This window comes from Massilia sp. YIM B02769 (genome assembly GCF_030411995.1).
Lineage (GTDB): Bacteria > Pseudomonadota > Gammaproteobacteria > Burkholderiales > Burkholderiaceae_D > Telluria.
The window spans coordinates 209,246-226,838 of sequence record NZ_JASNRC010000003.1 but is presented as its reverse complement, the minus strand read 5'-3'; the positions used below and the strand labels follow the sequence as shown (position 1 = coordinate 226,838).

General features: G+C 66.2%; 17 protein-coding genes. 10 read left to right on the top strand and 7 right to left on the bottom strand.

Going from position 1 to position 17,593, the window contains the following annotated elements; genetic code table 11:
- Positions 1-25: 25 nt before the first annotated feature.
- Positions 26-391, bottom strand: coding sequence for a cytochrome c family protein (locus QPK31_RS06125; RefSeq protein ID WP_290422057.1), 366 nt, complete (start codon positions 389-391; stop codon positions 26-28).
- Positions 388-969 (bottom strand): cytochrome c, encoded by a 582-nt coding sequence (locus QPK31_RS06120; RefSeq protein ID WP_290422056.1) that lies wholly within the window; start codon positions 967-969, stop codon positions 388-390. Before QPK31_RS06120 ends, QPK31_RS06125 begins: the two co-directional genes overlap by 4 nt.
- A 154-nt stretch (positions 970-1,123) precedes the next feature.
- Here QPK31_RS06120 and QPK31_RS06115 point away from each other — a divergent pair, with 154 nt between their 5' ends.
- The 4 genes from QPK31_RS06115 to QPK31_RS06100 are packed head-to-tail and all read left to right on the top strand — an operon-like array spanning position 1,124 to position 5,287.
- Positions 1,124-1,468: a c-type cytochrome gene (locus tag QPK31_RS06115; protein ID WP_308633691.1), complete on the top strand. Its 345-nt coding sequence runs from the start codon at positions 1,124-1,126 to the stop codon at positions 1,466-1,468.
- An 8-nt stretch (positions 1,469-1,476) separates the two neighbouring features.
- Positions 1,477-2,445 carry a cytochrome c oxidase subunit II gene (gene coxB / locus QPK31_RS06110; RefSeq protein WP_290422054.1) on the top strand — a complete coding sequence of 323 codons (969 nt, stop codon included), beginning with the start codon at positions 1,477-1,479 and terminating at the stop codon, positions 2,443-2,445.
- Positions 2,442-4,952 (top strand): cytochrome c oxidase subunit I, encoded by a 2,511-nt coding sequence (gene ctaD / locus QPK31_RS06105; protein ID WP_290422053.1) that lies wholly within the window; start codon positions 2,442-2,444, stop codon positions 4,950-4,952. The genes coxB and ctaD overlap by 4 nt, the downstream gene beginning before the upstream one ends.
- Positions 4,953-4,954: 2 nt before the next feature.
- The gene (locus QPK31_RS06100; protein WP_290422052.1) at positions 4,955-5,287 is read left to right on the top strand and encodes a hypothetical protein; all 333 of its coding nucleotides are present in this window, start codon (positions 4,955-4,957) and stop codon (positions 5,285-5,287) included.
- Between the two features lie 241 nt (positions 5,288-5,528).
- On the opposite strand, the gene QPK31_RS06095 is transcribed toward QPK31_RS06100, so the two are convergent.
- The 3 genes from QPK31_RS06095 to QPK31_RS06085 form a co-directional block, all read right to left on the bottom strand.
- A complete protein-coding gene (locus tag QPK31_RS06095; protein WP_290422051.1) occupies positions 5,529-6,848 on the bottom strand; it encodes a sorbosone dehydrogenase family protein in 1,320 nt (439 codons plus the stop codon).
- A gap of 76 nt (positions 6,849-6,924) precedes the next feature.
- Positions 6,925-8,202: a nitrate/nitrite transporter gene (locus QPK31_RS06090; protein WP_290422050.1), complete on the bottom strand. Its 1,278-nt coding sequence runs from the start codon at positions 8,200-8,202 to the stop codon at positions 6,925-6,927.
- A gap of 11 nt (positions 8,203-8,213) precedes the next feature.
- Positions 8,214-9,641 carry a lysine 2,3-aminomutase gene (locus QPK31_RS06085; protein ID WP_290422049.1) on the bottom strand — a complete coding sequence of 476 codons (1,428 nt, stop codon included), beginning with the start codon at positions 9,639-9,641 and terminating at the stop codon, positions 8,214-8,216.
- Between the two features lie 297 nt (positions 9,642-9,938).
- Here QPK31_RS06085 and QPK31_RS06080 point away from each other — a divergent pair, with 297 nt between their 5' ends.
- Both QPK31_RS06080 and QPK31_RS06075 read left to right on the top strand, forming a co-directional pair.
- Positions 9,939-10,394: a cache domain-containing protein gene (locus QPK31_RS06080; protein WP_290422048.1), complete on the top strand. Its 456-nt coding sequence runs from the start codon at positions 9,939-9,941 to the stop codon at positions 10,392-10,394.
- Positions 10,395-10,451: 57 nt separating this feature from the next.
- Positions 10,452-12,197, top strand: a complete 1,746-nt coding sequence (locus tag QPK31_RS06075; RefSeq protein ID WP_290422047.1) for a methyl-accepting chemotaxis protein — start codon at positions 10,452-10,454, stop codon at positions 12,195-12,197.
- On the opposite strand, the gene QPK31_RS06070 is transcribed toward QPK31_RS06075, so the two are convergent.
- Entirely contained in the window at positions 12,178-12,771 is a 594-nt protein-coding gene (locus QPK31_RS06070; RefSeq protein ID WP_290422046.1) for a DNA-3-methyladenine glycosylase, read from the bottom strand. The two genes, QPK31_RS06075 and QPK31_RS06070, sit on opposite strands and share 20 nt — an antisense overlap.
- A gap of 131 nt (positions 12,772-12,902) precedes the next feature.
- Between QPK31_RS06070 and QPK31_RS06065 the strand changes: the two genes are divergently transcribed.
- Together QPK31_RS06065 and QPK31_RS06060 are read left to right on the top strand one after the other, a co-directional pair.
- Positions 12,903-13,796: an HDOD domain-containing protein gene (locus QPK31_RS06065; RefSeq protein WP_374045782.1), complete on the top strand. Its 894-nt coding sequence runs from the start codon at positions 12,903-12,905 to the stop codon at positions 13,794-13,796.
- Positions 13,797-14,022: 226 nt separating this feature from the next.
- On the top strand, positions 14,023-15,210 hold the full coding sequence (locus tag QPK31_RS06060; RefSeq protein WP_290422045.1) for a tetratricopeptide repeat protein: 1,188 nt from the start codon (positions 14,023-14,025) through the stop codon (positions 15,208-15,210).
- A gap of 4 nt (positions 15,211-15,214) precedes the next feature.
- On the opposite strand, the gene infA is transcribed toward QPK31_RS06060, so the two are convergent.
- Complete coding sequence (gene infA, locus QPK31_RS06055) at positions 15,215-15,484, bottom strand: translation initiation factor IF-1 (RefSeq protein ID WP_290422044.1); 270 nt, start codon at positions 15,482-15,484, stop codon at positions 15,215-15,217.
- Positions 15,485-16,011: 527 nt separating this feature from the next.
- Between infA and QPK31_RS06050 the strand changes: the two genes are divergently transcribed.
- Positions 16,012-16,338, top strand: coding sequence for a helix-turn-helix transcriptional regulator (locus QPK31_RS06050; RefSeq protein ID WP_290422043.1), 327 nt, complete (start codon positions 16,012-16,014; stop codon positions 16,336-16,338).
- A gap of 18 nt (positions 16,339-16,356) precedes the next feature.
- Positions 16,357-17,577, top strand: a complete 1,221-nt coding sequence (locus tag QPK31_RS06045; RefSeq protein WP_290422042.1) for an acyl-CoA desaturase — start codon at positions 16,357-16,359, stop codon at positions 17,575-17,577.
- The last annotated feature ends 16 nt before the right edge of the window (positions 17,578-17,593 follow it).

Below are 17,593 nucleotides of genomic sequence, written 5' to 3'. Positions count from 1 at the left end.
GACCAAAGGGCGAATGATAACAGCCTTACTTTTTCAAGGTCAGCAGGTAGGCGCTCATGTCGAGGGCTTCGCGCTCGCTCACGCCCATGGCCGGCATCGCGGTGCCGGGGTCGATCGTTTGCGGCGCGCGGATCCAGCGCACCAGGTTGGCCTGGTTATTCGGCAGGTTGCCGCCGATGTACTGGCGGTCGCCCAGGTCGTCGAGCGTGCGGCCGACGTAGACCTCGGAGCCGGTCACGCCGGGGATGATGTGACAGGCGCGGCAGGCATGCTGGGCCAGCGCGACGCGGCCACGTTCGGGGTCGCCCTGCAGACCGGCCGGCGCGTCGTTCGGTTTGCCGCAGCCGGCCAGCAGCACCAGCGGCAGGGTCAGGAGAAGGAAGCGGCTCATGGCGCATCCTCCGCCATCGGCGCGGCGACCGGCGTGGCCGTGTTGGTCGGGGTATTCGTGACGGCGCCATAGTCGCGCGCCGACAGGGTCGGCAGCACGCCCATGAAGGTCACCACCGCCCAGGTATCGGCTTCGCTCATGTGGTATTCCCAGGCGGGCATGCCGCTCATCTTGATGCCCTTGCGTGTGATCCAGTACAGCTCGCGCTGGCCCCAGCGTTTGCCGGCGTCGATCAGGGGGCCGGGCACCGGCTGCATGCTTTGCCCGATCGGCGACTGGGCAAATCCAGGGCCGCCATGGCACTGGGCGCAATTGGCGGCATACAGGGCCGCGCCGCGCTTGATCTGCTGCGGGTCGCCAAGCTTCGGCACCTCGACGTCGCGCGCGTAATGGCGCACCGAGTAATGCATGCCGGTCTCCAGCACCGTGTACACCGGCTGCCAGTGCGAGCTGATGGCGGTGATGTCGTACCAGCCGGCGCGCAGCACGATCCCGCCGATGGCAGCGGCGGCGAGCCCGGTAACGGCAAGCGTGGCGGCGATGGTTTTCAGGATCAGGCGTTGGCGGTTGGAAGGCATCGATTCCGTTTCAAGAGGCGCACACAGTTGAAAATAAGATATTGCTATTCTTGTATTATAAAGAGACCCCGGTTTTTCGTTATTTCGAATTGTGCGCATGCTCCTTCTTTCTTCTTTCCCGATCTCCCGATGTTGGCCCAGGCTGCCCGGTGTGTTGCTGTGTACGCTCGCGCTGGCCGGCTGCGGCAAGGACGAGGCGGCCGCACCGGCAGTCGCCGGCGGCGATCCGAAACAGGGCCAGCAACTGATCGCGCAATACCAGTGCGCGGCCTGCCACCAGATACCGGAAGTGCCCGGCGCGCACGGCAATGCCGGCCCGCCCCTGGTGGCCTTCGGACACAAGAGCTACATCGCCGGCGGCATCCCGAACGTTCCCGAGAACCTGATCCGCTGGCTCGATAACCCGCAAGCCATGAAGCCCGGCACCCTGATGCCGGACGTGGGTGTCTCGCCCGAGGAAGCGCGCCACATGGCGGCCTACCTGTACACGCTGGAATGAGCACCGCCATGGCCATCGAATCGAGCGCGACCGCGCAATCGGTCCTGCATCCGGCCGGGCCGGACGCGTCCATCATCGCCGACTTCGCCTGGGTGCTGTTCATCGGCGGCGCCGTGATCTTTGCCGGCGTGATGGCCCTGATGGTGATCGCCGCGCGGCGCCGTCCGGAGCCGGTCAACCCGCGCCGCTGGATCGTCGGCGCCGGCTTTGCCTTCCCGGTGGTGGTGCTGAGCATCCTGCTGGTGTGGAGCACCTGGCGCAGCGCCGAGCTCACGCCGCAAACCTCGAAAGGCGCCTTCACGGTCGGCGTGACCGCCAAGATGTGGTGGTGGGAAGTGCGCTACCACGATCCGGCCAGCGGGCGCGAGATCACCAGCGCCAACGAGATCCGCATTCCCGTGGGGCGTCCGGTCTACCTGGGCCTCACGTCCAGCGACGTGATCCATAGCCTGTGGATTCCGGCCCTGAACGGCAAGATGGATACCGTCCCGGGACGCGTGACGGGGCTCACCATCCAGGCCGACAAGCCCGGCGTCTACCGCGCCCAGTGCGCCGAATATTGCGGCGAGCAGCATGCGCGCATGGCCCTGCACGTGGTGGCGATGGCGCCGGATGCATTCGACCGCTGGCTGGCGAACGAAGCCCGGCCCGCCGCCACGACCGCCGGTGCGCCGGACGAACAGCTGCTGGAACGCGGTCGCGCGGCCTTCCTCGCACAGCGCTGCCAGGCCTGCCACACGGTGCGCGGCGTCGGCGGTGAAAGCGGGAACGGCAATGTCCGACTCGGCCCCGACCTGACCCACGTCGGCAGCCGCCTGCACATCGCCGCCGGCACCCTGCGCAACCACCGCGGCGCGCTGGCCGGCTGGGTGGCCGATCCGCAGTCGATCAAGCCCGGCGCCCGCATGCCGGCCGCCGCCGACCTCGATGGCGAGACCCTGCACGCCCTCGCGGCCTACCTGGAACACCTGAAATGACCGACACCGCAGTACGCCTCCCCAGTTCCCTGCCGCGGCCGGCGGAGGAATTCCCTCGCCTGGAAAAGACCTGGGTCACGCCCAAGGGCTGGCGTTTCCTCACCACCGTCAACAACACGAATATCGGCCTGCTCTACATCGGCACCGCCCTGCTGTTCTTCCTGCTGGCCGGGGTGCTGGGCCTGTTGATGCGCGCCCAGCTGGCCGTGCCCGACAACGACCTGCTCTCGCCCTCGACCTACAACCAGGTCTTCACCATGCACGGCAGCGTGATGATGTTCCTGTTCGCGATTCCCATCGTGGAAGCGCTGGCCGTCTACCTGCTGCCGAACATGCTGGGCGCGCGCGACCTGCCCTTTCCGCGCCTGTCGGCCTATGCCTTCTGGGCGTATGCGATCGGCGGCCTGGCCTTCTTCTGCACCCTGTTCGCCGGCCTGGCGCCGGACGGCGGCTGGTTCATGTACCCGCCGCTTACTGGTAAACAGTATTCGCCGGGGCTGAATGCCGACTTCTGGCTGCTCGGGATCGGCTTCATCGAGATCTCCGCGATTGCCGGCGCCATCGAACTGATCGTCGGCATCCTGTTCACGCGCGCGCCGGGCATGACCCTGTCGCGCATGCCGGTGTATGCCTGGGCCATGCTGGTGGTCGGCATCATGATCGTGTTCGCCTTCCCGGCGGTGATCGCCGGCACCGCCCTGCTGGAACTCGAGCGCGCCTTCGAGTGGCCCTTCTTCGATGCCACGCGCGGCGGCGACCCGGTGCTGTGGCAGCATCTGTTCTGGTTCTTCGGCCACCCCGAGGTCTACATCATCTTCCTGCCGGCGGCCGGCATGGTCTCGACCATGATCCCGACGATTGCCGGCACCGCGCTGGTCGGGCGCCGCGCCATCATCGTGGCGCTGGTGGTGGTCTGCTTCTTCAGCTTCGCGCTGTGGGCCCACCACATGTTCACGGCGGGCCTGGGCATCATGACGATGAGTTTTGTTTCGGCAGCCAGCATGGCAGTGGCGATTCCCACCGCGATCCAGGTGTTCGCCTGGATCGCCACACTCTGGAAGGGCAAGGTGCGGATGAACGCGCCGGCCCTGTTCCTGGGCGGCTTCATGTTCATCTTCGTCCTCGGCGGGCTGACCGGCGTGATGGTGGCCCTGCTGCCCTTCGACTGGCAGGTGCACGACACCTATTTCATCGTCGCCCACTTCCACTACGTGCTGATCGGCGGGATGGTGTTCCCGGTGTTCGCCGGCCTGTATTACTGGGTCCCGCTGATCAAGGGCCAGTGTTTGTCCGAGCGCGTCGCGCGCTGGTCCTTCTGGCTGATGTTCGGCGGCTTTAACCTCGCCTTCTTCCCGATGCACATCACCGGTTTGCTGGGCATGCCGCGCCGCGTGTACACCTATCCGGCCGAGATGGAGTGGCAGGTGCTGAACATGGTGTCCACAATCGGCGCCTTTGTCTTCGCGGCGGGCGTGCTGGTGTTCGCGGCCGACCTGGTCCGCACCCAGCGCCGGCCCTCAAAACCACCCGGCAATCCGTGGAACGCGTCCACGCTGGAATGGCTGCCGTCGGAAGACTACGCCACGCGCAGCATCCCGCTCATCACCTCGGCCGATCCGCTGTGGGAGCAGCCGAATTTGTCCGAGCAGGTGGAAGCAGGCCAGCACTACCTGCCCGGTACCGTCACCGGCAAGCGCGAGACCATCGCCACCAGCCCGATCGGCGCCCGCCCAACCTACCTGATGATCCTGCCCGGCGACAGCTGGCTGCCCCTGGCCGCCGCCGCCGGCACCGCCGGCTTCTTCCTGCTGCTGACCGTGAAGCTGACCTGGCTGGCCTGGACCTGCGGCCTGGTGGCCATCGGCTGCACCATGGCGTGGCTGTGGGAATCCGACGGCAAGCCGCCGGTGAAGGAAGCGCACGTCTCGGACGACCTGGTGCTGCCGGTCGGCGCGCGCGGCAAGAACTCGCACTCGTGGTGGGCGACCATCATCATGCTGATCGTCGATGGCATCATCTTCGCTTCGCTGGTGTTCGCCTACATCCACATCTCGATGCGCCTGATCGTCTGCCCGCCGCCGACGGCCGGCTTGCCGGAGCCGGTGTGGCAGCTGCTGTCGAGCGGCTTGCTGCTTGCGGCGGCCGGCCTGGTCTTCGCGGCCACGCGCTCGGTGGGCAAGCGGCGCCTGCCCTGGCTGGCGCTGGCGGCCGTGCTGGCCGTGGTCGCCGCGTTTGCCTGCGATTTCCATGGCTACCAGCTGGCCGGCCTGGCGCCGCGCCGCCTGGCCTGGAGCGCGACCATCGCGGCGATGCTGACCTACCAGGGTTTGCACGTGGTGCTGGTGGTGCTGGTCGGCCTTTATCTCGCCGTGCGCGGCTGGTGCGGACGCATCGGCGAACAGCACCGGGCGACGCTGGATAACACGGCGCTGATCGTGTACTACACCGTGCTGCAGGGGATCGTGGCGGCGGTGGTGGTGCATGGCGTGCCCATGCTGATGGATTGACGATGCGCGAACGATTTTTCAGGAAGCTGATGCGCGGGACCTTGCCGCTGCTGGTGTGGGCGGCGCACTTCGCCGCCTGCTATGTGTTCGTGGCGGCGCAGTGCAGTCCGCTGGGGTACGAGCCGGGGTATCCGCAACGCTGGCCGCTGGTGGCGATGACGGCGCTGGCGCTGGCGGTGTGCGGGTGGCTGACGTGGAAGTGGCGCGCGACCTTGCAGCGGGCGGACGAGAAGACGGCGTTGCTGGATTGGGCGGCGGCGGGTTCGGCGCTGTTGTCGTTCGTGGGGATTATCTGGACGTCGGTGCCGCTGTGGTTGGTGGAGGGCTGCAAGTAAGCGGAGCCCATGGCCTCGACCGTACGGTGGGCACGCTGTGCCCACGCGAATGTACGCATGGTGTTGACTGTATTCCGGTCGATCAAGCCGTACCGTTGTAAGCGCTTCCAAATGATCATTCGTGACGCCGGCGATGGACAACACGCACGGCCGCAATACGGCCAACACCGCGCGAATTTCCGCGTGGGCACGGGGTGCCCACCATACGGGAAGCACAACGACTGCTCTTCGGTCGCGATACTTAACGCGACGCTGGACGAACTCTCCACACCACATTCCCCACATCGTCCGCCACCAGCAAGGCTCCCCGCTTGTCGATCGCCACACCCACCGGCCGCCCGTAGGCATCGCCCTCCGAGCTCACGAACCCGCTCAAAATCTCCACCGGCATCCCGTTCGGCTTCCCATTCGCGAACGGCACATACACCACCTTGTACCCCGACAGCGGCTTGCGGTTCCACGACCCATGCTGCCCAATGAAGGCGCCGCTGGCATACGCCGGCCCCAGCTGCGCCCCTTGCGCAAACGTCAGCCCCAGGGCCGCCACGTGCGCGCCCAGCGCGTAATCCGGCACGATGGCTTTCGCCACCATGTCCGGACGCGGCGGCTGCACGCGCGTGTCCACATGCTGGCCATAATAGCTGTACGGCCAGCCATAGAACCCACCTTCCTGCACCGAAGTCAGGTAATCCGGCACCAGGTCGCTGCCGATCTCGTCGCGCTCGTTCACCACGGTCCACAAGGCGCCGCTCTGCGGTTCCCAGGCCATCCCGTTCGGATTGCGCAGGCCGGACGCGAACAGCCGCGTGGCGCCGGTCTTGACGTCCACCTCCAAAATGGCCGCGCGGTTGACCTCGATCTCCAGGCCATTCTCGCCGACGTTGCTGTTCGAGCCGACCGTGGCGTACAGCTTGCCGCCGTCGCGGCTGGCGAGGATGTTCTTGGTCCAGTGATGATTCAGCCCGGCCGGCAGCGGCGCCAATGTCTGCGGTGCGTCCGTGATCTCGGTCGCACCCTGCCGGTACGGGAAGCGCACGATGGCGTCGGCATTCGCCACGTATAGCTGATCGCCCACCAGCGCCATGCCGAAGGGCGAATGCAGGTTCTTCAGGAAAACGCTGCGGGTCTCGGCCACGCCGTCGCCATCGAGGTCGCGCAGCAGCGTGATGCGGTCGGCACTCGGCACGCCTGCCCCTGCTTTCGCCATGACCTTGCCCATCACCCAGGCACGCACGCCCGACTGTTTGGTCTCGGACGTTTGCGGCTTGTTCGATTCCGCCACCAGCACGTCGCCGTTCGGCAGCACGTACAACCAGCGCGGATGGTCCAGGCCGCGCGCCAGGGCCTGCACTTCCAGCCCCTGCGCCGCCTGCGGCTTGCCGCCTTCCGGCCAGCCCTTTGCGGGTGCGATGTCGACGGTGGGGATCAGGCTGGACTTCGGCGCCGGCAGCTGCGGCGCGGGGCCGACGCCGGCGCCTGCCGCCAGGGTGGATTTGTCGCCGCAGCCGGCAAGGACCAGCAGCGCGGCGGTGGCAAGGATGCTGAGCGAAGGACGGCGCATGGAAGTCTCCTGGAGTCGGACGGAAGGGCGTAGCCGATTGTAGCAAGGTGGCCAACACCATTCCGTCCGATATCCATCAGGCCGGCCGATGCGCCTCCTCCACCGCCGGCGCCGGCACGGATGCCGCACGCCCGCGCCGCAGCCAGGCCAGCAGCCCGGGCAGCTGCAACAGCACCAGCACCCCGAACGCCACCCGGTAAGCCAGCGCCGGATAATGGCCGCCCGCATCCGGCGTCCACAAGCCCACCACCAGCCCGAAGCCCGCCTGCACCAGAAACGCCCCGACGAAGATCAACAGGTTCAGGCAGGTGGCGGCACGTCCGGTGAGTTCGCGCGGCATGCTCTGGGCGACGATCGCATATTCGATGCCGGTGATCGTGCCTACCAGCGTGAACAGCACCGACAGCAGCTGGAAGCTCGGCGCATACCCCACCACAAAGGCGGCCTGCACCAGCACGAACAATCCGATACCGATACCCGCCACCCCTATCGGCGTGACGCCGCGCTTGCCCGCCCACTCGGTGATCATGCCCACCGCGATCGCGCCGAAGATCACGGCGGCCATGCTCATGTAGAGCAGGTAGGCCACCGCGTCGTCCGGAAAGTGCGCCACGTCGCTCAGCCAGCGCCCGATCCACAGGCCCTGGATGCCGAAGAACACCGCATGCGGAATCAGCACCAGCGAGATCGTGCTGCGAAAGCTTGGTGTGCGATACACCTCGCGCAGCGATTGCAGCACCGGCACTTTCGTCCCCGCCGGTTTGCTGCTGCCTGGGGCCAGCAGCCAGATCGCCGCGCCGCTGACGGCAACCAGCGCCGCCAGCGCCAGGAACAGGCCGCGCCAGTCGGTGTATTCCAGCGCCAGGCGTACCGGCATGGTGGAGGACGCCGCACCGAGTCCGCCGACCGCGATCAGGTAGCCATGCACCGACGGCAGTTTATGCGGCGCGATCCAGGTCGACAGCGCCTTTACCGCCGACATGAAGCAGCCGCCCAGGCCGCAGCCGAGGATGGCGCGCGCCAGCACCAGTTGCCCGAAGCTGTGGCCGCGCGCGAACAGCAGCGCACCCAGGGCGGCGAACAGCATCAGCGCCAGTTGCACCTTGCGCGGACCGTAGCGGTCGAGCGCGATCCCGACCGGCAGCTGCACCAGGGCGAAGGCGAAGAAGAAGGCGCTGGTGAGCAAGCCCAGTTCGCCGGGCGTGAGCGCCAGGCTCTTGAGCAGATCCGGCGCCAGCACCGCGTTCACGTTGCGCAGCATCGAGGACAGGTAGTGCCCGAGTGCGAACGGCAGGAACACGGTGAAAAAAACCGCCACGCCGGACAGGCGTGGCGGGTTCTGGATGCCTCCCATGGCGGCGAAGCTTATGCCGCGCTGGGCTGGCTGTCGCTGGCGCGGCCATCGTGACTGCGCGCCTGCACGATCGGGATCACGCGCCCGTCAGCGCCTTGCGGCGCTGGTCGCCGGCCGAAATCGGCGTTGCCCATTTCGTCCTCGAAGAAGAATTTTTTTCGGCCAAAGGCGGGCTTCAGGTGATCGAGCCAGGTGGCATCCGGATCGTACCTGGCAAAGAAGGGCTTGCGCACCCACTCCGGATTACGCGCCTGCAGGAACTGCAGGGCGAACAGCTTTTCGCCGTTGATCGTCACCACGCCGTCGATCACGACCTTGCCCGGGAAGGCGCTCATCGACGGCCCGCGCACGGTGCGCGACAGGCCCGAGACCATCGAATACGCGGCCTGGAAGATTTCGTGGGCGCGCGCGAGGGGCAGCGCGAAGTAGTCGCTCGGGCCGGTGTCGCGTTCGACGAACATGTAGTACGGGATGGCGCCCAGGCGCACGCCGGTGGTCCAGAGCTCGGCCCAGCTCTTCGGGTCTTCGTTGATGTGGCGGATCAGCGGCCCCTGCATGCGCAGCGTGGCGCCGGTGCCGACGATGCGCTTCACGGCCTGCTGCGCGATGGGGTTGCGCAGCTCCACGGCGTGGTTGTAGTGGCCCATGATGGCCAGGTTCTTGCCGGCCTTGACCACGCGCTCGAACAGGCGCATCAGGTCGTCGGAATCCTTGTCCGACACATAGCGCTGCGGCCAGTAGGCCACCGACTTGGTGCCGATGCGGATGTTCTGGATGTGGGCCAGCTCCGGCGCCAGCAGCGGCTCCAGGAACTCGGCCAGCGAACGGGTATTCATGATCATCGGGTCGCCGCCGGTGATCAGCACGTCGGTGACGTCAGGATGTGTCGCCAGGTAGGACACCAGTTCCGTGCACTCGCGCGCGTCGAACTTCATCTCGTCCATGCCGACGAACTGCGGCCAGCGGAAACAGAAGGTGCAGTAGGCATGGCAGGTCTGGCCCGAGCTCGGGAAGAACAGAACCGTTTCCTTGTACTTGTGCTGCAGGCCCTTCAAAGGCGCATCGTTCACGCGCGGCACGTTGTGGGTCATCTGGCCGGCCGGGTGCGGGTTCATGCGCATGCGGATCTGGTGCACGAGTTTGGCGATGGCGTCGTTGTCCTTCTTGTACAGCACCAGGTCGCGCAGCTGTTCGTACTCGCGCGCCGGCAGCATGTCGCGGTGCGGGAAGGTCAGGCGGAAGATCGGGTCGTCGGGAATCCTGTCCCAGTCGATCAGCTGGTCGAGCACATATTCGTTCACGCGAAACGGCAGCACGTGCGAGACCACCTGGACCGCTTCCTGCAGGTCGGGGCTCATCCATTGCCACTGACGCGCAAGGGCGATGGTCTGGCGCGTATAGGGTTTGAATTTGGCTGGCGTCGAATCAAGGGTGCTCACGGCATGCTCCTGGAAAGGAAAGATGGGTGGAGGGCAGCCGCCAATTCTTGAAAGAAGAAGTTGACGGCAGAAAGCCATCTTAAAAATCCCCCATGCAATTTGAATTGCCTACGATCAACTCAGCTAGACAAGATTTCCCTAGAGAACATATTCCATGCGGCAAGACAAATGCCGCCGACGCGACACCGGGCGTCACCCTTTGCGCATTCGCAAATTGCCTATAGGAAGTGCCGCGTACATTCCTTAATGCACCTAAGAAAGTTTTACCTATCGCACCACTCTGAAAGGACATGCACCATGAAGCTGCTCGCCACTGCTACTGCCCTGTGCTTCGGACTTGTTTGCTCCGGCGCGCTGGCCAACGAACCGACCGAAAAAGACGCCATCGCCATGGCCGAACGCGGCGCCGCCCTGATGAAAGCCAAGGGCAAGGCCGAGATGATGAAAAAGATCAACGCCAAGGACCCGGACTTCGTCCAGGGCGAACTGTATGTCGACATGCGCGACATCAAGACCGGCATCGTGCTGGCCCACCCGTACAACCCGTCGATCGTCGGCAAGGACCTGACCGACGTGCCCGATGCGAACGGCAAGAAATACCGCCGCGAGATCATCGAGCTGGCCGCCGCCAAGGGCAAGGGCTGGGTCGACTACCAGTACAAGAACCCGACCTCCGGCAAGATCGAGCCGAAGACCACCTACATCCTGCGCGTCGACGACGTCGTGCTGGAAGCGGGCATCTATAAAAAATAAGCGATGGCGGTACCGGGCGGCTGCGGCCGCCCTTTTCTTTTGTTCGGGAGGTTGACCATGTTGAAGAAACTGCGGATCGGGCCGAAGCTGCTGCTGGCGCCGGGACTGGTGCTGGTGCTGCTGACGCTGCTCTCGGGCGCCGCCTACTATGGCATGGTGCGCCAGCATGCTTCGCTGGAAAACATGGTGCAGGTACGCGCGGCGCGCCTGCAGGATGCGGCCGACGTCGCCGGCGACGCCAAGTACGCGCACGCCAACATCTATCAATTGCTGGCCTGGGTCAGCGGCAGCTTTGCCAAGAACCGGCTCGACGCCCTGATCGCCGACATCCACAAGAAGCACACGAGCATCGGCACCCAGCTGGCGGCGCTGGCGAAAGTCGCCAATCCCGAGGAACGCAAGCTGATCGACGCCTCCAGCGCGGCGCTGGCCGCCTACCGCAAGGCGGTGCTGGAGACCATCGAGATGGCCCAGGTCGACCAGTCGATCGCCACCAACTCGATGCAAAAGGCGGAAAAGGAATTCGGCGTGCTGAACACCCAGCTCGCGCAACTGGCCGCGCTGGAAACCACGCTCAGCGAACGCGCCTACGCCGCCGCCGGCGCCGAGTTCAAGACCCTGGGCGTGACGATGGCGGTGCTGGTGGTGCTGTCGATCGCGCTGTCGCTGGTGGTGACCATGCTGGTGCGGCGCGCCATGCTGGCCGATATCCGCAAGATCTCCGATGTGGTGGCCGAACTGGCCGAAGGCCGCCTCTCGGCGGGCGTGGGCAGCGACGGGCGCGACGAGATCGCGGATACCTCGCGCGCACTCGACCACACCATCGCCAACCTGAACACGACCCTGCACTCGGTGCTGACTTCGGTGCGCTCGATCGACACCGCATCAAAAGAGATCGCCACCGGCAACCTGGATCTGTCGACCCGCACCGAGCTGCAGGCCGGCTCGCTCGAACAGACCGCCAGCGCGATGGAAACCCTGACCGTGGCCGTGAAAGACAACGCGAATAACGCGCGCCTGGCCACCGACCTGGCGGCCGAAGCGGCGCGCCTTGCAGCGGACGGCGGCCAGGCCGTCGACCGCGCGGTGACGACCATGGAATCGATCAAGGCCAGCTCGCGCAAGATCGTCGAGATCATCGGCGTCATCGACGGCATCTCCTTCCAGACGAATATCCTGGCCCTGAACGCGGCGGTGGAAGCGGCGCGCGCCGGCGAGCAGGGTCGCGGCTTTGCGGTGGTGGCCTCGGAGGTGCGCACCCTGGCCCAGCGCTCGGCCGCGGCGGCCAAGGAGATCAAGGCGCTGATCGCGGACTCGGTGGCGATCATCGACGGCGGCAGCGCCTCGGTGGGAGAAGCCGGCAGCAGCATGGGCCACATCGTGGCTTCGGTGCAGCAGGTGAACGACATCATCGGCCGCATCAGCATCGCCAGTACCGAGCAGGCCGACGGCATCGCCGAAGTCAACCGCGCCGTGGGCCAGATGGACGACATGACCCAGCAGAACGCGGCCCTGGTCGAAGAAGCGGCGGCGGCGGCGGAAAGCCTGCATGAGCAGACCGTGAACCTGGCGCGGGCGGTGTCGATCTTCAAGATCGACGGCATCGCGCCGCTGGCGGAAGTCAAGGCCGAGACGCTGGAACAGGGGGGCCCGCGGGAAGCGCAGCAGCAGGCCGGCTTCCACGACCCGCTCGACAGGCGTGCGCCCGGCAGCCCGATGCGGGCGGGTGCACTGCGCGCCCTGCTCGAAACGCGTCAGCCGGTGCGCGAAAAAACGTCCCGGCTCAGCGGAACGGACGGCTGACGAAGCGCGACCCGGCCAGCCCGAAGCGCCAGGGCACGTCCATCGCCTTCGAGATGCCGATGCGCGGGCCGGCGATTACCTCCAGCCCCGGCGGCGCGGCCTGCAGCTCGAAGGGCGGCGCCGCCAGCGACGTGCCGTTGAAGTCGCGCGTCACGTTCAGGGCCTGGCACAGCTTGCCCGGGCCCGAGCACAGCATCTGCACATCATCGGCATCGCGCCGCTCACGCATGATGTCCAGTCCAACCAAAGGCTCGATGGCGCGGATCAGCACCCCGGCGCCGTGCCCTTCTTCCATGCAGACGAAATTCAGGCACCAGTGGATGCCGTAGGAACGGTAGACATAGGCATGCGCCGGCGGGCCGAACATGGCGAAGTTGCGCGGCGTGGGGCCGGAATACGCGTGCGACGCCGGGTCTTCGCGGTCGTAGGCTTCGGTTTCGACGATGCGGCCGCCGACACCGTTCACCAGCACGGTCACGCCGATCAGCTGGCGCGCCACCAGCTCGGCCGGCGCCATGAAGTCGATCCCGGCAAGCTGCGAGATGGAAGATGAAACGGGTTGGATAGCGTCCATGCGCCGATTCTAGGCACGATCGCAACACCGCTCTGTTTGTTTTGCCACATTCAGCAGCCTGTTGCTGCAACGAAACCTAACCTCGGTTATAGTGACAATCTTGCGGTATTTCCCGAAAGCATCATCTTCTCATGAGCACAGTTGCAGCAAAAGCAATGCCGGTGCGCGCTGCCGCTGCGGCGCCTGCCCCCGCAGCGGCGGACCCGGTCGATGCGTTGATCAAGTCGATCCGCATCCCGCCCCGCCCCAGCCTGCTGGCCGACCTGCAGGCCGAACTCGCTTCCAGCGACCCGTCGCCGGAAGCCATCGGCCGCATCGTCGCGCGCGACGTCGGCATGGCCGGCGCCCTGCTGAAACTGGCCAATTCCTCGCTGTTCGGCGGCCGCCGCGCCAAGTCGATCGAGCAGGCCATCCTTTTCCTCGGCATCAACCAGGTCGCCGCCCTGATGACCGGGCTGCTGGCGCGCCAGGCCATCCCGACCAACAACCCGGCCCTGGCCAGCTTCTGGGACGTCTCGACCAAGCGCTCGTACGCGATGATGTTCCTGTCGCGCCGCCTGCGCATCGGCGCGCCCGACATCGCCCACACCTTCGGCCTGTTCTGCGACACCGGCGTGCCCCTGCTGATCGAACGCTTCCCCGGCTACGAGGCCACGCTGCAGGACGCCGGCCTTGAACCGGTGCGCGCGTTTACCGATATCGAACAGGAACGCCACAGCACCAGCCACGCGCAGGTCGGCTCGCTCCTGGCGCGCAACTGGGGCCTGTCCTCGGAGGTGGCCTGGGCCATCCTGCACCACCACGACTACCCGGTGCTGGAAGACGAGAGCACGGACGACGCGATCCGCTCGCTGGTGGCCCTGTCGCTGCTGGCCGACCGCGCGATCCGCCGCTACCAGGGCCATGCCGGTTCGGTCGAATGGGACAAGGGTGGCGAACGCGCCTGCGCCTATCTCTCGCTCGACGAAGACGAAACGGCGGAACTGCTCGACGAACTCGAAGAAGCGCTGCACGACGATCACTAGGAGCCTATCCCAGTAGGCCCGAGTCGCTGCTGGCGCGCCTGACAAGCGGGGGCGGCGTTGCTCGTCCTTGCATGGCTCGCCATGCGGCGTCCTCACGCCTTGCCCGCGCTTGCCATGCTAACGCCATCCGCTTCCCCGTGCCTACTGGGATAGGCTCTAGGCATTTTTGACAGCGTCCCGGTTCAGGCGGATACTCGATTCGTCCTGTCGGCACCGGAGGCGCGCGATGAAAAGCTGGTTTCTTTTGCTGCGGTATCTGCCGCTGCTGGCCTTGCTCTCCGGCTGCGCCAGCACGCCCTCCCGGCCCACGGCCGAGCTGGCGGCCCTGTTCGACGACAGCGCCTTTCCTGCCCCAACAAACCCGGTCGACGCATCGACCCTGTTCGCGCTGAGCGCCCCGATGCGCGCGCATCTCGACAGTTCCGCCTTCAAGACCAAGCTGCGCGACAAGGGCGCCGCGCGCGGCCTGGTCGCGGCCCTGTACAGCAAGAGCGACCTGCAGCTCGACTACGACGCCAGCGTCACCCGCACCGCGGCCCATACCTATGCCGCGCGTTCGGGCAACTGCCTGTCGCTGGTGATCATGACGGCGGCCTTTGCGCGGGCGCTCGGGATGGAAGTGCGCTTTGCCAGCGTCGCCTCCGAGGAGACCTGGAACCGCAGCGGCTCGCTCTACCTGGTCAGCTCGCACGTCAACATCGCGCTGGCGCCGCGCCCATCCGGCCCGTTCAGCGTCAGCACCGACGCCGAACCGCTGGTGATCGACTTCCTGGCTTCGAAAGAGGCGGCGCGCCTGCCCAGCACCGAGCTGGCCGAAGAGGACATCGTCGCCCTCTACATGAACAACCGCGCGGTCGAGGAACTGATGGCCGGCCGCGCGGCCGATGCCTACTGGTGGGCGCGCGCGGCGATCCTGAAGCGGCCCTCCTCGCTGGAGGCCTACAACACCCTGGCCGTGACGTATGCGCGCAGCAAGCGGCCGCTGATGGCCGAGCGGGTCTACCGCGCCGCGCTGGCGCGCTATCCGGACAGCCTGGTGGTGATGCAGAACCTGGCACAGGAACTGGACGGCAACGGCAAGCACGAGGAAGCGCAGGCGCTGCTGCGCCGCATCGAGCGCCTGTATCCGGCCCCGCCCTACCACTGGTTCGATCGGGGAATGGCCGCCTACAAGGCCGGCGACATGCGGGAAGCGAAAGCGCTGTTCGCGCGCGAAGTGGCGCGGGCGCCCTACAACGACGAGTTCCATTTCTGGCTCGGCGTGGCATACCTGGGTTTGGGAGAAGTGGAGACGGCTGCGAAGGAACTGGCGCTCGCGCGCGATACGAGTACGCGTATCGACGCGCGCGAGCGCTATGCGGCCAAGCTGGGCCACCTGCGCGCGAGCCTGGCCGGCCCGCCGCAGGGTCGCTGAAGGATCAGCGGCGGCGCTGGAAGCCGCCTGGACGCGGCGCCGGCGTGCCGCGCGTTTCGATGTGACGGAACACGATGCGCGCCTTGTTCAGGTCGTACGGCGACATCTCCAGCGTCACCTTGTCGCCCGCCAGGATGCGGATGTGGTTCTTCTTCATCCGGCCCGAGGTGTAGGCGATCAACTGGTGACCGTTCTCGAGGTCGACGCGGAAGCGCATTTCGGGCAGCACGTCGGTCACGAGACCTTGCATTTCGATGAGTTCTTCTTTTGCCATGATGGTTTTCCTTGATAGAGCTGCGAGCCGGCATACCACGCCGCCATGAACGATGCTGTCGGTGTTCAGTGCCCGCAGGGACTGGACCGGAAGTGAGGTGAATAAACCGCCGTCGCGGCGGGTCGGGATGCGGCGCATGCCAGACCGCGGCTGCGCAGGAAAGAAAAAGGAAAAAAAGCCCGCTTGCTGCGGGCTTCGTTCAATGTATCGCCGAAGATTGAATCGTGCGCCAGCCCGTGCTATCTGCAGGGTGCGGCGCTCCGGATACCCACGCTATCTGCGTGGTGCTCCATTGTGTAACTCGACCAACGTATCTCGATTGACAACCCCTTCCGGCATCATCGCCTGCGGCGTTACACGTCTCGCATGGCGGGCCTGTCGGGGGCGGCCTTCAAGGTCACCAGAACCTTGTCGACTGCATGCAGTGTAGCACGGATAGCGAAACCGCGCTGGCGCCCCCACAGGATTTACTTGACTCGGCAAGCGCCTGCAGGCACATTTCGATTAACAAATTAGTTAATTAAATAATGAACTCACATCTGGACAAGACCTTCGAAGCCCTGGCCTCGCTGCCGCGCCGCAAGATCATGGCCCTGCTCTCGCATGTCGAACTGACCACGTCCGAGCTGGCCGAAAAACTCGCGATCAGCGCACCGGCGACCTCGCGCCATTTATCGGTGCTGGAAAACGCCGGGCTGGTAACAAGCGAGCGGCGCGGGCAGTTCGTCTACTACGCGCTCAATTCCGAAAGCCTGGTGAATCACCTCACCGGTTTCATGTTCGAACTCTGCCCGACGGCCGCGCCGCTCAAGCGCGAATCGAAGGCACTGGCCAGGAAACGCAAACCCGCCTGAACCGACAAGGAGCCCGGCATGCAGCATGCGAATAACGGTAACGTGGTCAATGGCAGCATCGTCTGGTCTCCCCTGAAATCGCTCTGGTGGAGCGCCATGGCCGGCGTCGCGCTGGTCGGCGGCTGGCTGACCTTCAGCTGGGCCGCATTGGCCCTGTTCCTGGCCGCGACCGGCGCCGTGCTGCTGTTCGGGCACTCGCTCGGCAGCCATCGCAAACTCATCCACGACAGCTTCGCCTGTCCCAAATGGCTGGAATACCTGCTGGTGTACATGGGCGTGCAGGTCGGGTTGTCCGGGCCGCTGGGCCTGCTGGCCCAGCACGACCTGCGCGACCATGCCCAGCGCCAGCCCGACTGCCACCCTTACCTGCGTCATGGCAGCGCGTTCTGGAAGGATGGCTGGTGGCAGCTGCATTGCGAACTGCGCCTCGACCATCCGCCGCTGCTGGCCGTGCCGGCGCACATCGCCCAGGACCGCTTCTACCGCTTTTTGGATCGCACCTGGGTGCTGCAGCAGCTGCCGCCCGCCCTGCTGCTGTATGCCTTCGGCGGCTGGGCGTTCTTGGTCTGGGGCGTATGCGCGCGCATCGCGGCCGGCATGACCGGGCACTGGCTGATCGGTTACTTTGCCCACAACCATGGCGCCATGGCGCATACCGTCGAGGGTGCGGCCGTCCAGGGGCATAACGTGGCGCTGGCCTCGCTGCTGACGATGGGCGAGTCCTGGCACAACAACCATCACGCCTATCCCGGCTCGGCGAGGCTAGGGCTGTATCCGGGCGAGTGGGATCCGGGCTGGTGGGTGCTGGTGCTGCTCAAGCGCGTTGGGCTGGCATGGAACTTCCGGCTGCCCGCGGACTGCCCGCCACGCACCGAGCTGCGGGCGCATGCGGTGCTGCCGCTTGCTATGCCGCAAGCGCGGTCGTGGCGCGCCATTGTCGGCACCACCGCCACGGCCAGCCGGCAGTTGCTCGCGCAGCGCAGCCAGTTTGTGCTGGAAGGGCCTTTCGTCCTGCTGTCCGAGCACGCCGCTCGCTGCCTGGCCGGCGCCCGGGTCCAGCCGCAGCGGGTAGCGACGCGTCTCCGGCTCTCGCTCACGCATGGCGGCCAGACCGTGATCGGGCTGCCTGCCCTCGTGATCGCGGTCGGCACACGCAATGCCTTCATGGCCGCCGTAGCGCTGGTGCTGCTGCCGCTCGCGACCTTGTGCGAGGTGGCGCGCAGCCAGATCGAAGCCTGAAGGGCAAGGTTCAGCC